18 protein-coding genes and 1 tRNA gene are annotated in these 14,367 nt (G+C 71.4%); 12 read left to right on the forward strand and 7 right to left on the reverse strand.

What is annotated here, in order from left to right; all coding sequences use genetic code 11:
• Positions 1-3: 3 nt before the first annotated feature.
• The gene (locus ACFPYL_RS08235) at positions 4-786 is read right to left on the reverse strand and encodes a hypothetical protein (protein ID WP_379152809.1); all 783 of its coding nucleotides are present in this window, start codon (positions 784-786) and stop codon (positions 4-6) included.
• Positions 787-919: 133 nt separating this feature from the next.
• Positions 920-1,078 carry a DUF5679 domain-containing protein gene (locus ACFPYL_RS08240; protein WP_165356914.1) on the reverse strand — a complete coding sequence of 53 codons (159 nt, stop codon included), beginning with the start codon at positions 1,076-1,078 and terminating at the stop codon, positions 920-922.
• Positions 1,079-1,280: 202 nt separating this feature from the next.
• On the opposite strand from ACFPYL_RS08240, the gene ACFPYL_RS08245 reads away from it, so the two are divergent.
• From ACFPYL_RS08245 to ACFPYL_RS08255, 3 genes are all read left to right on the forward strand, one after another.
• Positions 1,281-2,087, forward strand: a complete 807-nt coding sequence (locus ACFPYL_RS08245; RefSeq protein WP_379152811.1) for an enoyl-CoA hydratase/isomerase family protein — start codon at positions 1,281-1,283, stop codon at positions 2,085-2,087.
• Between the two features lie 340 nt (positions 2,088-2,427).
• The gene (locus ACFPYL_RS08250) at positions 2,428-3,468 is read left to right on the forward strand and encodes a PHP domain-containing protein (protein WP_379152813.1); all 1,041 of its coding nucleotides are present in this window, start codon (positions 2,428-2,430) and stop codon (positions 3,466-3,468) included.
• Between the two features lie 9 nt (positions 3,469-3,477).
• On the forward strand, positions 3,478-4,026 hold the full coding sequence (locus tag ACFPYL_RS08255) for a M48 metallopeptidase family protein (protein ID WP_379152815.1): 549 nt from the start codon (positions 3,478-3,480) through the stop codon (positions 4,024-4,026).
• Here ACFPYL_RS08255 and ACFPYL_RS08260 read toward each other — a convergent pair.
• The gene (locus ACFPYL_RS08260; protein WP_379152817.1) at positions 3,973-4,527 is read right to left on the reverse strand and encodes an NUDIX hydrolase; all 555 of its coding nucleotides are present in this window, start codon (positions 4,525-4,527) and stop codon (positions 3,973-3,975) included. The genes ACFPYL_RS08255 and ACFPYL_RS08260 overlap by 54 nt on opposite strands.
• Complete coding sequence (locus ACFPYL_RS08265; RefSeq protein WP_379152819.1) at positions 4,524-5,828, reverse strand: zinc-dependent metalloprotease; 1,305 nt, start codon at positions 5,826-5,828, stop codon at positions 4,524-4,526. Before ACFPYL_RS08265 ends, ACFPYL_RS08260 begins: the two co-directional genes overlap by 4 nt.
• 31 nt (positions 5,829-5,859) lie before the next feature.
• On the opposite strand from ACFPYL_RS08265, the gene ACFPYL_RS08270 reads away from it, so the two are divergent.
• The 6 genes from ACFPYL_RS08270 to ACFPYL_RS08295 all read left to right on the forward strand — a co-directional run bounded on the left by ACFPYL_RS08270 (position 5,860) and on the right by ACFPYL_RS08295 (position 11,415).
• Positions 5,860-6,282 (forward strand): molybdenum cofactor biosynthesis protein MoaE, encoded by a 423-nt coding sequence (locus ACFPYL_RS08270; RefSeq protein WP_379152821.1) that lies wholly within the window; start codon positions 5,860-5,862, stop codon positions 6,280-6,282.
• Between the two features lie 47 nt (positions 6,283-6,329).
• A complete protein-coding gene (locus ACFPYL_RS08275) occupies positions 6,330-6,575 on the forward strand; it encodes a hypothetical protein (protein WP_379152823.1) in 246 nt (81 codons plus the stop codon).
• Positions 6,576-6,617: 42 nt separating this feature from the next.
• The gene (locus ACFPYL_RS08280; RefSeq protein ID WP_379152825.1) at positions 6,618-7,673 is read left to right on the forward strand and encodes a YlbL family protein; all 1,056 of its coding nucleotides are present in this window, start codon (positions 6,618-6,620) and stop codon (positions 7,671-7,673) included.
• Positions 7,670-8,236: a PPA1309 family protein gene (locus tag ACFPYL_RS08285; RefSeq protein ID WP_379152826.1), complete on the forward strand. Its 567-nt coding sequence runs from the start codon at positions 7,670-7,672 to the stop codon at positions 8,234-8,236. The genes ACFPYL_RS08280 and ACFPYL_RS08285 overlap by 4 nt, the downstream gene beginning before the upstream one ends.
• Before the next feature lie 24 nt (positions 8,237-8,260).
• A complete protein-coding gene (locus tag ACFPYL_RS08290) occupies positions 8,261-11,293 on the forward strand; it encodes a UPF0182 family membrane protein (protein WP_379152828.1) in 3,033 nt (1,010 codons plus the stop codon).
• A gap of 48 nt (positions 11,294-11,341) precedes the next feature.
• Positions 11,342-11,415, forward strand: a tRNA-Met gene (locus ACFPYL_RS08295).
• 53 nt (positions 11,416-11,468) lie between these two features.
• On the opposite strand, the gene ACFPYL_RS08300 is transcribed toward ACFPYL_RS08295, so the two are convergent.
• Positions 11,469-11,867 carry an ArsI/CadI family heavy metal resistance metalloenzyme gene (locus ACFPYL_RS08300; protein WP_379152830.1) on the reverse strand — a complete coding sequence of 133 codons (399 nt, stop codon included), beginning with the start codon at positions 11,865-11,867 and terminating at the stop codon, positions 11,469-11,471.
• Positions 11,868-11,944: 77 nt separating this feature from the next.
• Between ACFPYL_RS08300 and ACFPYL_RS08305 the strand changes: the two genes are divergently transcribed.
• Genes ACFPYL_RS08305 through ACFPYL_RS08315 form a run of 3 tightly spaced genes read left to right on the forward strand, consistent with a single transcriptional unit; the run spans position 11,945 to position 13,379 of the window.
• Positions 11,945-12,304 (forward strand): metalloregulator ArsR/SmtB family transcription factor, encoded by a 360-nt coding sequence (locus ACFPYL_RS08305; RefSeq protein WP_379152832.1) that lies wholly within the window; start codon positions 11,945-11,947, stop codon positions 12,302-12,304.
• On the forward strand, positions 12,301-12,984 hold the full coding sequence (locus ACFPYL_RS08310) for an aquaporin (protein WP_379152834.1): 684 nt from the start codon (positions 12,301-12,303) through the stop codon (positions 12,982-12,984). Before ACFPYL_RS08305 ends, ACFPYL_RS08310 begins: the two co-directional genes overlap by 4 nt.
• Positions 12,981-13,379: an arsenate reductase ArsC gene (locus ACFPYL_RS08315; protein WP_379152836.1), complete on the forward strand. Its 399-nt coding sequence runs from the start codon at positions 12,981-12,983 to the stop codon at positions 13,377-13,379. Before ACFPYL_RS08310 ends, ACFPYL_RS08315 begins: the two co-directional genes overlap by 4 nt.
• A gap of 3 nt (positions 13,380-13,382) precedes the next feature.
• Here ACFPYL_RS08315 and ACFPYL_RS08320 read toward each other — a convergent pair whose 3' ends face one another.
• The gene (locus ACFPYL_RS08320) at positions 13,383-14,012 is read right to left on the reverse strand and encodes a response regulator transcription factor (protein WP_379152837.1); all 630 of its coding nucleotides are present in this window, start codon (positions 14,010-14,012) and stop codon (positions 13,383-13,385) included.
• A 126-nt stretch (positions 14,013-14,138) separates the two neighbouring features.
• Positions 14,139-14,363, reverse strand: a complete 225-nt coding sequence (locus ACFPYL_RS08325) for a hypothetical protein (RefSeq protein ID WP_379152839.1) — start codon at positions 14,361-14,363, stop codon at positions 14,139-14,141.
• Positions 14,364-14,367: the final 4 nt, after the last annotated feature.

The raw sequence follows: 14,367 nt of genomic DNA on the forward strand, positions 1-14,367 counted from the left end.
AGCCTACTCGCCACTTACCGCTCGGTCAGTTGGCGCGAGGGCGTCCCACGCGCAGCCGCAGTGGGGATGTCGCGACCACGACCGCCGCTGCGGGTCCAGGTCGACGTCCAGGTCGACGCTCGCCGACCACGTCGAGGGCGTCGCGCCCGCGAGGTAGCGGATCATGTCGCGCACCGCCCAGCCGGCGGCAAGGCTCTCGAGGACCGGGTCGTCCGGCGCTGCCGGTCGTCCGGCGAGCTGCTCCACGACCACGCCGCGACGCGGGTCGAGCTCGGCGAGGTGGGCGTCCACGCAGCGCAGGCAGGCCGTCGCGCCCGGCGCCACGAACGGGCCGACCCGGTATCCCCGGGGGCCGGCGCCGACCACCAGGTGCGGCTGCCCCGCCCGGACCCGGTCGTCGACGAGGTCGCGCGGCGGCTCACCCGCGGCGACCACGACCGCCAGGTCCGCGCCGTCCGCGCGGTCGGCCGGCACCGGAACGACGTCGGCCGCGCGCAGCAGCCGGACCACCTCGGTCGCCGGCCGCGCGTCGCCGACCACGGCCACCCGACCTGACCGCGGCGGGCTCGTTGCGGGGACGAGCATGCCGGCGGTGCGCAGCTCGCGCAGCGCCCGGTGCCCGGCGTGGGTGGCGGGGGAGGGCGCACGGCCCGCGGCGAGGTCGTCGAGCACCGCCTGCACGTCGGGTTCGTCGGGCACGACGACCCGCCACGGCGGGTCGAGGCCGATCTGGAGGTGGCGGTCGTCTCGGCGTACGACGTGCAGGCCCGGGCGCAGGAGGTCCATGCGGTCCTCCTTCCCCGGATCCGGGGCTCCGGACGGCTGTCCACAGGGCAGTCGCACCGAAATGCGACAGCGGCGCCGCCCCGGTGAGGGGCGGCGCCGCTGTGGAACTCGTGGGGCGCTGAGCGCGGGTGCGTCAGGCCTTGCCGAGGATCCGGTTGAGGTTCGTGCCACACACGGGGCAGACGCCCTTGGCCATCTTCGTGCCCTTGTCGTTGACGCGAATCTCGCCCTCGGCCTCGCGCTTCTCCTTGCACTTCACGCAGTAGAACTCGCCGCTCCAGGTCTCCGCCATGACGGCCTCCTTGCTTGTATTCATTTCACGGTCGTCGCGACGGGGATGAAGGGGAAGACCCGTCGGAGTCCAGCGGGGTGCCGCCGGACCGTCTCAGACCCTACGACACGCGTGGCTGAGCGTGCGACAGGCTCCCGGCGCGCCGTGGATGAGCGCGATTTCGCTCACGGCGCGCTCGGAGCCGGGTGGGTACCTTGAGCGCATGTCCCACGACCCCCTCAGCCTCAGCCACCTGCGCCTCGAGAAGCCCCGCGACGGCGTCGCCCTGCTCACCCTCGACAACCCCGACCAGCGCAACGCGATGTCCGACGAGATGACCTCCTCGTGGGTCGCGGCGGTCGACGAGCTGGCCGCCGACCGCTCCGTGCGCGCGGTCGTGGTGACCGGCGAGGGCTCGGCGTTCTGCTCCGGTGGGAACACCTCCTGGATCGCGAGCGAGCCGGACGCGTCGGTCGACCACCTGCGCACCCGGATGATCGCGTTCTACCGAGCCTGGCTGTCGATCCGCCGCCTCGAGGTCCCGACCATCGCGGCCGTCAACGGCGCGGCGATCGGCGCCGGCCTGTGCCTGGCGCTCGCCTGCGACGTCCGGTACGCCGCGGCCGGGGCGAAGCTCGGCGCGCCGTTCGTGAAGCTCGGGATGCACCCCGGCATGGCGGCGACGTACCTGCTCCCGAACGTCGTCGGTGAGGCGCACGCCCGCGAGCTGCTGCTCACCGGCCGCGTCGTGGACGCCGACGAGGCGCTGCGGCTCGGCCTGGTCTCGCGGGTCGACGAGCCCGCGTCGTTCCTCGACGGCGTGCTCGACACGGCCGCCGGGATCGCCGCGACCGCGCCGATCGCGAGCAAGCTGACCAAGCTCGCGCTGCGCGACGGCGGCCACGCGGACGTCGAGGCCTGCCTGCAGTGGGAGGCGATGGCCCAGCCGATCACGCTCGCGACCGCGGACCTCCAGGAGGGCATCCGGGCGGCGCAGGAGAAGCGGGCTCCAGAATTCACGGGCAGCTGAGCAGCGCAGCCCGGCCCACGAAGAAGAGGCCCCCGCTCCGCCAGCCGGACACTTGCCTTCCCCTTGCGAGTGTCCCTCGGCGGCCCGGAGGCCTCATCTGGGGACGACGCTAGGAGCAGGGCGGAGCGCGGGTCAACGCGCCGCCGCCCCAGCCTGTGGACAACGTTGTGGACAAACCTGTGGAAGAGCGGCCGCGCCGGTGGAGGACGCGGCCTGTCGGTGGGAGACGGCTGTGGACGACGCGCCGCGCGGGGACCGCCACGCGGCGCTGACCAGCGACAATGGCTCTCCACCGGGTGTGGAGGAAAGAAACCCGGGACTGATTTCGGGAGGAGACGGCGTGTCGGACGACGGGACCTACGACGGGGGGCCGGTCGCGGCCCTGCGCCGGATCGCGTTCCTGCTGGAGCGCGCCCGCGAGGACACCTACAAGGTCAAGGCGTTCCGCGGCGCGGCCGCCACGATCCTGCCGATGCCGGCCGACGACGTCGCCCGCGCCGTCGAGGACGGCACCCTCACCAAGCTGCCGGGCGTGGGGGCCAGCTCCGCCAAGGTGATCGAGCAGGCCGTCCGCGGCGAGGTGCCCGAGCGGCTGGCCGCGCTCGAGCGCGACCACGGCGGACCGCTCACCGCGGGCGGCGCCGAGTTGCGGGCGGCGTTGCGCGGCGACCTGCACTCCCACTCGGACTGGTCCGACGGTGGCTCGCCGATCGAGGAGATGGCGTTCACCGCCATCGAGCTCGGCCACGACTACCTGGTGCTCACGGACCACTCGCCGCGGCTGACGGTCGCGCACGGGCTCAGTCCCGAGCGGCTGACCCGCCAGCTCGGCGTCGTCGACGCCGTCAACACCCACCTCGGCGGCGGCTTCACCCTCCTCAAGGGGATCGAGGTCGACATCCTCGACGACGGCTCGCTCGACCAGGAGGACGAGCTGCTGGCGCGGCTCGACGTCCGGGTCGCGAGCGTGCACTCGAAGCTGAAGATGGACGCCCCGGCGATGACCAAGCGGATGATCGGCGCCGTGCGCAACCCGCGCACCAACGTGCTCGGGCACTGCACCGGCCGGATGGTGATGGGCAACCGGGGGACCCGGGCCGAGTCGCAGTTCGACGCGAAGGCGGTCTTCGAGGCCTGCGTCGAGCACGACGTCGCGGTCGAGATCAACTCCCGTCCCGAGCGCCGGGACCCGCCGACACGCCTCCTGGAGCTGGCCCGCGACGTCGGCTGCCTCTTCTCGATCGACAGCGACGCGCACGCTCCGGGGCAGCTCGACTTCCAGGTCTACGGCTGCGAGCGGGCCGAGGAGGCCGGCATCGACGCCGACCGGATCGTCAACACGTGGCCGCGGGAGCGCCTGTTGACCTGGGCGAACGGCTAGTTTCAGGTCATGTCGTCTGCGGGGGAGACCAGGCCCGAGGTGGAGGTACGTCGCTCGAAGCGCCGCCGCCGTACGGTCTCCGCCTACCGCGACGGCGACCGGGTCATCGTGCTGATCCCGGCCTCCCTCTCGCGCAAGGAGGAGGCGGAGTGGGTCGAGACGATGATCGCCCGCCTCGAGCGCTCCGAGCGCAAGCGCAAGCCCAGCGACGAGGACCTGATGAAGCGGGCGAAGTCGCTCAGCGACCGCTACCTCGGCGGCCTGGCGCTCCCGGAGTCGGTGCGCTGGGTCGACAACCAGGAGGCGCGCTGGGGCTCGTGCACGCCGGGTGACCGGTCGATCCGCCTCTCGGCGCGGCTCCAGGGGATGCCGTCCTGGGTGATCGACTACGTGCTGATGCACGAGCTGGCCCACCTCTTCGAGGCCAGCCACAACGCGCGGTTCTGGGGGTGGGTGGACCGCTACCCGCAGGCCGAGCGCGCGAAGGGCTTCCTGGCCGGCTGGTCAGCCGCGGCCCGGCTGGACCCGCCCCCGGGCGAGGGCGACGAGGTCGACTAGGTCGGGTTGCGGGTCGGGCAGCGCGTCGGCCGGCCACCAGCGCACGTCGAGCGACTCCTCGCTGACGGCGTGCTCGTCGCCGGCGGGCGCGACGGCGACGAACCGCACGTCGAGGTGGTGCACGTCGCGCGTCGGGCCGCAGAACGGTACGGCGTGCTCGCTCAGCTGGACCGGCACCGGGTCCAGCCGCAGCCCGGTCAGCCCGGACTCCTCGGTGGCCTCGCGCAGCGCGGCGCCGGCCAGCGTCTCGTCGCCGGGCTCGCAGTGCCCGCCGAGCTGGAACCACCGCCGCGCCTTGGCGTGCAGGGTCAGCAGCACCTCGGTGCCGTCGGGGCTGAGAACCACCGTGCTCGCGGTGACGTGGTCCGGCCGGCACTCACGCGTCAGGCCGTCCGGGTGCTCGCGCAGGTGTACGACGTACCGCTCCCGGAGCGCCTCCTGGGCGGCGTTCGGTGCCCGCCAGCCGGTCAGCACGGCGAGCGCGTCGGCGTGGAGGCTCACTCCTCGGGCTCGTCGAGCAGCTTCTTCAGCTCGGCGTCGAAGTCCTCGTCGCTCAGCGTGGCCGGCGCCGACGCGTCCTCGCGGAAGCCGAGCGGGTCGTCGAGGTCGGCCGGCGTCGGCAGCAGGTCGGGGTGCATCCACACGCCGTCGCGGGCCTCGGTGCCCTGGCGGGTGCGCAGCGAGCCCCACAGGGTGGAGGCGTCGCGCAGCCGCCGCGGGCGCAGCTCGAGCCCGACCAGCGTCGCGAAGGTCTGCTCCGCCGGACCACCCGCGGCGCGGCGGCGACGGAAGGTCTCCTGGAGCTTGCCGGCGGTCGGCATCCGTTCGGCCGTCGCCTGGCCGACGACGTCGTCGACCCAGCCCTCGACCAGTGCGAGCGCGACCTCGAGCCGCTGCAGCGCGGCCTCCTGGGCAGGGGAGCGCTCGAGCTCGAACATGCCGCCGTCCAGCAGCTCCTGCATGGACTCGGGGTTGGCCGGGTCGATGCCGCGCATCTGCTCCTCGATGCGCGACTGGATGCCCTCGGCGTTGATCTCGATGCCGCGGGCGTAGTCGGTGACGGCGCCGATCAGGTAGTCGCCCAGCCACGGCACGTGGGCGAAGAGCCGCTGGTGGGCGGCCTCGCGGAGCGCGACGTACAGCAGCACGTCGTCCGCGCTGACGTCGAGGTCGGCGGCGAAGGCGTCGAGGTTGGTGGTCACGATCGCGGCGCGGCCGGCCGCGGCCAGCGGCAGCCCGATGTCGGAGACGCTGAGGACCTCGGACGCGAGCGCGCCCAGGCCGGAGCCGATCTGGCCGGCGAGCATGCCGCCGACGGCCTTGCCCAGGATCCCGAGCAGCGGGCCGGACATCTCCCGGGCCTCCGGCGGCAGCGCGCCGCCGAGTGCCTGCACGGACGACTCCGCGATCGGCTCGACGAGCACCTTCCAGACGTCGGTGGTGCCGACGACCCACTCCGCGCGGCTCCACGCCGCCGGGGTGGTCACGCCGGACGGGAACGCGGTCGTCTCGTCGAGCCAGTGGTCGGCGAGTCGGATCGCGTCGGCGACCGCGTCGCTCTGCCGCGAGCTGGGAGTCGGGTCGGGCGACTGGGCGACGGTCTTGCGGGCCAGGTCGAGCGCGAACTCCCAGTTGATGGGGCCGTCGTGCGGCTGCAGGAGGTTCTGGAGCTGGCCGAAGAGCTGGCTCAGGTCGGGCATCGCGCCGCTACCGGCGGCACCGCCGAAGAGCTGCTCGAACGGCGTGCCCTTGAACGGGTTGTCCGCGCCGTCATCCGGGTTGTCACCGGGCTTGTCACTCATGCCTCCACGGTACGCGGATACTGTCTGCCCCGTGTCCGCCATCCGTCTCGTCGACCTGCGCGAGGAACCCCTCGACGTCACCGAGGTCGTTGACGCCCTCGACGACGACGCGTCGGGCGGGCTGACCCTCTTCGTCGGCCGGGTCCGCGACCACGACCACGGCAAGGGCGTGGTGGGCCTCGACTACACCGCGCACCCCACCGCCCTCGACCGGCTCAACGACGTCTGCGCCCGGATCGCGGAGGAGTACGACGTGCAGGGCCTGGCCGCGGTGCACCGGGTCGGGAGCCTCGACATCGGCGACATCGCGGTCGTCGTCGCGACCGCGTCGGCCCACCGCGGGGAGGCGTTCGCGGCCTCGCGGGCCCTGATCGACACCCTCAAGGCGGAGGTGCCGATCTGGAAGCACCAGCGCTTCGGCGACGGCACCGAGGAGTGGGTCGGGACGCCCTAGTGGCGAGCCTCCCCGCCGCGGGGCACCGCAGTGCCTAGCCTCGACCCGTGGAGATCCTGCTCTGGCTGGTGCCGTCGGTCGTCGTCGCCGTCGTGGCCATGCTCTGGGTCGCCTGGCTCGGCCGCGAGGGCCGCGGCGAGGTCGACCGCGACGTCGCCGTACGCCGGCTCGGGGACGCGCTGGAGGGTGACCGGCGCCGCCGTCGCCGGCCGGCGCCCGGCTACGCGGCTCCACAGCCCGAGGTCGACCGCAGCACCGGCATCGCGGTGCGCCCGTCGCGCCGCGCGTCCTGACCTCTCGCACGCGCGTTGGGTGGGTCTGACAGTCTTGGCGCCATGACGCAGCGGACCCTTGCCGGCCTCCTGGCCGTGCCGCTGCTCCTCGCCCTGTGGGTGGCCGCCGCCTTCGAGGCGCTGCCGTACGTCACCTACAGCCCCGGACTGACCGTCAACGTGCTCGGCGACAACGACCAGGGCAAGCCGATCATCCAGATCGACGGCAAGCCGACGTACGCCGACGACGGCCAGCTGCGGATGACCACCGTCTACGTCTCCCAGCGCGACGCGCACAACCACCTCTTCGAGCTGATGCACGACTGGATCAGCCGCTCGGACGCCGTCTACCCGAAGGCAGCCATCTACCCCGAGGGTGGCACCGTCGAGCAGGACAAGCAGGAGGGGCAGCAGGAGATGACGTCCTCCCAGGACGCCGCGACCGCAGCCGCGCTGACGCAGCTGGGGTACGACGTGACCGAGGCCGTCGTCTCCGGCGTCGAGAAGGGCTCGCCGGCGGACGGGCAGCTGGAGAGCGGCGACGTGATCCTCACCGTCGACGGCACCAAGACGCTCGACTCCGACGACGTCGTGTCGGCCGTGACCGCTGCCGAGGCGGGGAAGCCGATCGCGTTCGAGGTACGCCGCAAGGGCAGGACCGTCCAGGTCTCCGTCACCCCGCGCCAGGTCGACGGGCACCCCCAGGTCGGCATCCAGGTCGGCACCAAGACCACCGACTTCCCGGTCGACGTGACCATCGCGATCGACCCCTCGATCGGCGGCCCGAGCGCCGGCCTGATGTTCAGCCTCGGCATCTACGACAGCCTCACCAAGGGCTCGCTGACCGACGGCCGCACCATCGCCGGCACCGGCACCATCGACGCGGCCGGCAACGTCGGCCCGATCGGCGGCATCCAGCAGAAGATCGTCGGGGCCCGCAACGACGGCGCCGAGCTCTTCCTCGTGCCCCCGGACAACTGCGACGAGGCCGTCGGCGCCCAGAACGGCGACATGCGCCTGGTCGAGGCGCCGAGCACCGAGAGTGCGATCGACTCGATCAAGAAGTGGGTCGCCGACCCGGACGCCAAGCTCCCGACGTGTGGGGATGACGCAGCATGAGCGAGTACGACTCCGAGCTCCCCGGCTTCGACAACGTCGACCCCGCGCTGGCCGCGGCGGTCCTCGAGATCGAGGAGCACATCGCCGCCGACGGTTGGGACCAGCCGTCGCGGCTCTACGCGCTGGTCGACACCGCCGACCTGGTGGCCAAGGAGCCCGCGCTCGCCGCGGCGATGGGGCTGGACGACTCGTCCGCGGCCGGGTCGCTGACGCCGGTCGAGCAGGAGCTCCTGGCTCCGGGCCGCACGCTGGAGGAGGCGCTCGGCTCGATCAGCTGGCCGCCCGGCGTGACCGGGTGCGCGGCCGTCGTGGAGCGGCTGGTGCTGCCGCCCGACGCCGACGCCCAGATCCCCGACGACCCGAAGTCGGCCGAGGAGTTCGCGCGTGAACACCCCGACCGCCAGGAGGTCCGCATCGTCGCCGGTGCGACCCGCGCGGGCGCGACGTACTGCGCCCTGCGGCTGAAGGCCCATGACGACGACCAGTCCGTGGTCGGGGGCGCCGACCTGGTGCCCGGACTGCTGGAGCTGCTGATCGCCACGCTCGAGGACGAGCCCGAGTAGGGCCGGAAGAGGAAGAGACCACGCATGAGTGAGCTGTTCGACGAGGAGCCCCAGGCGGAGCCGCCCCGCGGGTCGCGGCGTTCGCGCGCGCTGATCATCACCGCGGTGGTGCTCGTGCTCGCGTTCCTCGGGCTGTCCACCGTCGCGTCGCTCTACACCGACCGGCTCTGGTACCAGGACGGCGGCTACTCCGGCGTCTTCAGCACGCTCTTCTGGACCAAGACCGGCCTCTTCCTCGCCTTCGGCGCGGTGATGGGCCTCGTGGTCGGCGTGAACATCTACCTCGCCTACCGGTTCCGCCCGTTCTTCCGGCCGAACTCGCCCGAGCAGAACGGCCTGGACCGCTACCGCGACGCCGTCACCCCGATCCGCACCTGGCTGCTCATCGGCATCCCGGTCGTGCTGGGCGCCTTCGCCGGCAGCTCGGCGATCGGCGAGTGGCGCGACTACATGCTCTGGCGCAACGGCGTGCCCTTCGGCGAGACCGACCCGTGGTTCGACAAGGACATCGGGTTCTACGTCTTCACGCTGCCCTGGCTGCACTACCTCGTCGACTTCACGATGGCGGTCCTCGTCGTCGCGCTGATCGCGGCCGTCGTCGTGCACTACCTGTACGGCGGGATCCGCCTGCAGGCCACCCGGGACCGGCTCTCCGGCGCCGCCCAGGTGCAGATCTCGGTGCTGCTCGGACTCTTCGTGCTGGCCAAGGCCGTGGACTACTACCTCGACCGTTTCGACCTGGTGCACAAGTCGGGCTCGCTGATCACCGGCATGGACTACACGGCCGACAACGCGATCCTCCCGGCCAAGAACATCCTGCTCGGCATCGCCGTCATCTGCGCGATCCTCTTCTTCGTCAACGTCTGGCGCCGCACCTGGCTGCTGCCCTCGGTCGGGCTCGCGCTGCTCGCCGTCTCGGCGATCCTGCTCGGCCTGATCTGGCCCGGCATCGTGCAGCAGTTCCAGGTGAAGCCGTCCGAGGCCGACAAGCAGGCGCCGTACATCCAGAGGAACATCGACGCCACCCGCGCGGCCTACGACGTGGGCGAGGACAAGGTCGAGGTCGAGGACTTCACCGACTCGCAGGTCGTCGAGCCGCCGCTGGCGCTGAACGCGAAGACGTCGTCGATCCCGCTGGTCGACCCGAAGCTGGTGCGCCAGACCTTCGAGCAGAACCAGCAGGAGCGCGCCTACTACTCGGTGGCCGACGTCCTCGACGTCGACCGCTACAAGATCGACGGCACCGACCGGGCGCTCGTCCTCGGCGTGCGGGAGATGGACCAGAGCGGCATCGACCCCAACGACCGCAACTGGTCCAACCTGCACACCGTCTACACGCACGGCTCCGGCGTCATCGCGGCGTACGCCAACCAGCGCAGCGAGGCCAACCTCGTGCCGTCGGTCAGCGACGACGACAAGACGCAGTGGGCCGAGGGCGAGGGCCCGGGGGAGGACGCCCTGACGAAGGCCACCGGCGGCTACAAGGAGCAGGTCTACTTCGGTGAGCTCAGCCCCGACTACTCGGTGGTCGGCAAGGCCAGCGACGACTCCAAGAGCGTCGAGCTCGACCTCGGCTCCTCCGACGCCAACGGCTCGGCGACCGACGAGACCACGACGTACGAGGGCAAGGGCGGCGTGCCGATCGGCAGCACCTTCCGCCAGCTCATGTACGCCGTGAAGTTCGGCGAGCCGAACTTCCTGCTCTCCGGCCGGGTCAACAGCAACAGCGAGGTCATCTACAACCGCGACCCCGCGACCCGGGTCGAGAAGTTCGCGCCGTGGCTGAGTGTCGACAGCGACCCCTACCCGACGATCGTCGACGGTCGCATCGTGTGGGTGCTCGACGGCTACACGACGACCAACAACTACCCGGGCTCCGAGCGCGAGTCGTTCAAGAAGATGACCGACGACTCGCTGCAGGACCAGAGCGAGCTGCGCACGCTGCCCACCGACGAGATCAACTACATGCGCAACGCCGTCAAGGCCACGGTCGACGCGTACGACGGCACCGTGACGCTCTACGAGTGGGACGAGAGCGACCCGATCCTCAAGACGTGGGAGAAGGCGTTCCCGGGCACCGTGCAGCCGAAGTCGGACATCCCGGAGCAGCTGATGGAGCACATCCGCTACCCCGAGGACATGTTCAAGGTGCAGCGCTACCAATACGCGCGCTACCACGTCACCGACCCGGTGCGCTGGTACAGCGGCAACAACCGCTGGGCCGTCCCGGAGGACCCGAACTCCTCGGGCCGCCTGCAGCCGCCGTACCGCGTCTTCGTGGACGAGCCGGAGAGCAGCACGGGCGACCAGGGCACCTTCTCCCTGACGTCGACGTTCGTGCCCTACAACAAGAGCAACCTCGCGGCCTTCGTCTCCGTCGACTCCGACGCCACCTCGCCGGACTACGGCAAGATCCAGGTCCAGCAGCTCACGAACCAGAGCGCCAAGGGGCCCGGGCAGATCGCCAACGACTTCATCTCCGACACGAACGTCGCCGACAAGCTGGCGCAGTTCAACCGCAGTGGTGGGCAGGTGATCTACGGCAACCTGCTGACGCTGCCCATCGACGACGGGCTGATCTACGTCGAGCCGGTGTACGCCGTACGCCCCGGGTCGACCGCGAGCTACCCGAGCCTCGCCTACGTGCTCGTCTCCTTCAACGGTGAGGTCGGCATCGGCACGTCGCTGCCCCTCGCCCTCGCCGACGCCATCGGCGTGGACGACGTCGGTGGTGGCACGGGCGGCGGCACGGGCGGCGACACCGGTGGTGACACCGGCGGCGACAACCAGCCGACCGGCACGCTCGCCCAGCAGATCCGGGCCAAGCTGCTCGCCGCCGACCAGGCCTTCCGCGATGCCGACACGGCCCAGCGCAACGGCCAGTCGGTGAAGTGGGCGCGGCTGGTGGAGAAGGGCGAGGCCCTGGTCGCCCAGGCGGTCAAGCTGGCCCAGCAGCAGCCGGCCACGCCGTCCGACAACCCGTCGAGCAGCCCGTCCGCCAGCCCGTCGGACGGGGCGAGCCCGTCCTCGAGCCCGAGCGCGAGCCCGTCGTCCTGACCCCGATTTGGCCCGCCCGACACCGGTCTGTAAGGTTGGTTTCACCGACGCGGGGTGGAGCAGCTCGGTAGCTCGCTGGGCTCATAACCCAGAGGTCGCAGGTTCAAATCCTGCCCCCGCTACAAATCCGAAAGGCCCTCACAGTCTGACTGTGAGGGCCTTTCGCTTGTCCGCGTCAGCTGCAGCAGGCCGTGGCGACCTCGGGCAGCGGCGCGTCGGCGAGGACCACGTAGTTCTCCCAGCGCTGGCCGTCGGGGCCGGTGACCCAGTGCTTGTCCTGGCGGGCGTGGCAGCACACCACGTCGCCCTCGACGTCGAGGGTCAGGCCGGCGTCCTCGAGGCGGTCCGCCTCGGCGTGGACCTCCTCGACCGACGTCCGCTCGACGCCGACGTGGTTGAGGGTGCCGGTGGCCGAGGGGTTCTCGAAGAGCACGAGCTTCACCGGCGGGTTCTCGACGGCGAAGTTGGCGTAGCCCGGTCGGCGCTTGGCCGGGGGAGTGTCGAAGAGGGTGGAGTAGAAGTCGACCGCCGCGTCGATGTCGTCGACGTTGAGGGCGAGCTGGATGCGGGACATGAGTACCTCCTGAGACATTGATGAACTTCGATGCGATGAGACTGGACCCAGACATCGGGATCTGTCAATATCGACGCATGTCGAAGTCTCTGCTCGAGCTGACGCCGGTCGAGGCCGTCGCCTGTTGCTCCCCGGTCACCCGCGAGCCGCTGTCGGCCGAGGCTGCCGAGCGGATCGTGCCGTTGGTCAAGGCGATCGCCGACCCGGTGCGGCTGCGGCTGCTGTCGCTGGTCGCGTCGCACGCGGACGGGGAGGCGTGCGTCTGCGACCTCAACGACGCCTTCGACCTCTCCCAGCCCACGATCAGCCACCACCTCAAGCTGCTCCACGAGGCCGGGCTGCTCGACCGTGAGAAGCGCGGGGTGTGGGTCTACTACCGCGTGAACGCGGGCCCGCTCGGCGACCTGGCCGCGCTGCTCGGCGGCGTCACCGCGTGACGGACCTCGCGCGTCGCGCCACGGCCGAGCTGGTCGGTACGGCGTTCCTGGTCGCGGCAGTCGTGGGCTCGGGCATCGCGGCCCAGCGGCTGTCGCCCGACGACACCGGGCTGCAGCTCCTCGAGAACAGCCTCGCGACCGGTGCCGTGCTCGTGGCGCTGATCCTCGCGCTCCAGCCGGTCTCCGCGTCGTTCAACCCCGTGGTCACGCTGGTCGAGCGGGCGTTGGGATCGGTCGACACCGTGGCGGCCGCGGTCCTCGTGGTCGCGCAGGTGGTCGGCGGTCTGGTCGGTGTCGTGGTCGCGAACCTGATGTTCGACCTCGACGTCGTCAGCGTCTCCACCCACGAGCGTGGCGGCTCCGGCCAGCTGGTCGGCGAGGTCGTCGCGACCCTCGGTCTGGTGCTCGTCGTGTTCGGGACGCTGCGCTCGCCGCGGATCGAGACGGTGGCGTTCGCGGTCGGCGGCTACATCGCCGCGGCGTACTGGTTCACCAGCTCGACCAGCTTCGCGAACCCGGCCGTCACCATCGCCCGGATGCTCTCCGACACCTTCGCCGGGATCGCGCCCGCGTCGGTGCTCCCGTTCGTCGGCATGCAGCTGCTCGGTGGCCTTCTGGGTGCCGGGCTCGTGCTCGTGCTGCACCCCCGGACCGGCGCCCCGATCGAGGAGATGCCGTGAGCACCCCCACCGTCCTGTTCGTCTGCGTCCACAACGCCGGCCGCTCGCAGATGGCCGCCGGCTACCTCCAGCACCTCGCCGGTGACCGGGTCGCCGTGCTCTCCGCCGGCTCCCAGCCGGCCGACCAGGTCAACGCGGTCGCCGTCGCCGCCATGGCGGAGGAGGGGATCGACATCGCCAGCGAGCAGCCCCAGCTGCTCAGCGACTCGGCTGTGCAGGAGGCCGACGTCGTCATCACCATGGGCTGCGGCGACGCGTGCCCCTTCTACCCCGGCAAGCGCTACGAGGACTGGGTCCTCGACGACCCGGCGGGGCAGGGCATCGAGGCGGTGCGCCCGATCCGCGACGAGATCCGGCGACGCGTCGAAGCCCTCCTGGCGGACCTCGCCGGGTGACGGTCAGGCCTCGCCGCGGTGCACGGTGAACCCGTGCTCGATGGCCCAGACGGCCGCCTGGCTGCGGGTGGTCACGCCGATCTTGCGGTAGGCCGTGCGGATGTAGGACTTGACCGAGTTGATGCTCAGGAAGAGGCGGTCCGCGATCTCGTCGTTGCCGAGTCCCTGGGCCACCAGGGCGAGGACCTGCGACTCGCGCTTGCTCAGGCCGAGGTCGGTGCCGAGATGCTGGGCGCGCTGCGCGGAGGTGCTCGATCCGACGACCGGGTCGGGACCGTCGTCACCGGGCAGCCAGCCGGTCATCGCGGAGTCGATGGCCGCGAGCAGCTCGTCCTCGGTGACGTCCTCGGAGAAGAAACCGTCGACGCCCTGCTCCAACGCCTGGCTGAGCAGCGCGGGGCGCAGGTCGCGCCCGACGGCGAAGACGGCGGAGCCGGTCTCCTTGACCAAGTAGTCGAGGTCCGATCCGTCCCCGTGGACGAGGCCCAGGACGTCGTACAGCACGACATCGGGCTCCTGCTCCTCATCGAGCTGGTCACGCCAGGTCGTGCTGGTGACCAGCTGGAACCGATCTGGGTGGCGGCTGAGGATGCCGGCGAAGCCCTCCGTCGTGAGCGGCTGCGGACTGATCACCGCAACCTTGGTGTGAACCGCGGACATGACCGTGGATTTTCCCAGGTTTCGGCGGGATCAGACACAGAGGACCTGTGATCTTGGCAGCAGCAGGCGTATTTTCACCCGAACGGGTGAAGAGGCGGCTCAGTCGGCGAGGACCTTCGAGACGTCTACGTTGCCGTGCTCGGCCTCGACGGCCTCGGCCAGCGCGGTGATCTCGCCGTCCCCGAGCTCGAGGCCGGCGTCGGCCAGCCCGCTGCGGAGCTCCTTCTCGACCGTGCCCTCCGGGGCGCCGTCCTGGTAGGACGAGACGCGGTCGACGACCGCCTGGATGGCTTCGGTCCGGTCACTGCTGGTGTTCGCGCTCATGGGA

Origin of the sequence: Nocardioides hankookensis, from assembly GCF_042658885.1 — a bacterium.
Classification (GTDB): domain Bacteria; phylum Actinomycetota; class Actinomycetes; order Propionibacteriales; family Nocardioidaceae; genus Nocardioides; species Nocardioides hankookensis.

Coding starts and splice junctions, on each gene's coding strand:
- ACFPYL_RS08235 (WP_379152809.1), bottom strand. CDS start 786: ATGGACCTCCTGCGCCCGGGCCTGCACGTCGTACGCCGAGACGACCGC.
- ACFPYL_RS08240 (WP_165356914.1), bottom strand. CDS start 1,078: ATGGCGGAGACCTGGAGCGGCGAGTTCTACTGCGTGAAGTGCAAGGAG.
- ACFPYL_RS08245 (WP_379152811.1), top strand. CDS start 1,281: ATGTCCCACGACCCCCTCAGCCTCAGCCACCTGCGCCTCGAGAAGCCC.
- ACFPYL_RS08255 (WP_379152815.1), top strand. CDS start 3,478: ATGTCGTCTGCGGGGGAGACCAGGCCCGAGGTGGAGGTACGTCGCTCG.
- ACFPYL_RS08265 (WP_379152819.1), bottom strand. CDS start 5,828: ATGAGTGACAAGCCCGGTGACAACCCGGATGACGGCGCGGACAACCCG.
- ACFPYL_RS08280 (WP_379152825.1), top strand. CDS start 6,618: ATGACGCAGCGGACCCTTGCCGGCCTCCTGGCCGTGCCGCTGCTCCTC.
- ACFPYL_RS08285 (WP_379152826.1), top strand. CDS start 7,670: ATGAGCGAGTACGACTCCGAGCTCCCCGGCTTCGACAACGTCGACCCC.
- ACFPYL_RS08290 (WP_379152828.1), top strand. CDS start 8,261: ATGAGTGAGCTGTTCGACGAGGAGCCCCAGGCGGAGCCGCCCCGCGGG.
- ACFPYL_RS08300 (WP_379152830.1), bottom strand. CDS start 11,867: ATGTCCCGCATCCAGCTCGCCCTCAACGTCGACGACATCGACGCGGCG.
- ACFPYL_RS08305 (WP_379152832.1), top strand. CDS start 11,945: ATGTCGAAGTCTCTGCTCGAGCTGACGCCGGTCGAGGCCGTCGCCTGT.
- ACFPYL_RS08325 (WP_379152839.1), bottom strand. CDS start 14,363: ATGAGCGCGAACACCAGCAGTGACCGGACCGAAGCCATCCAGGCGGTC.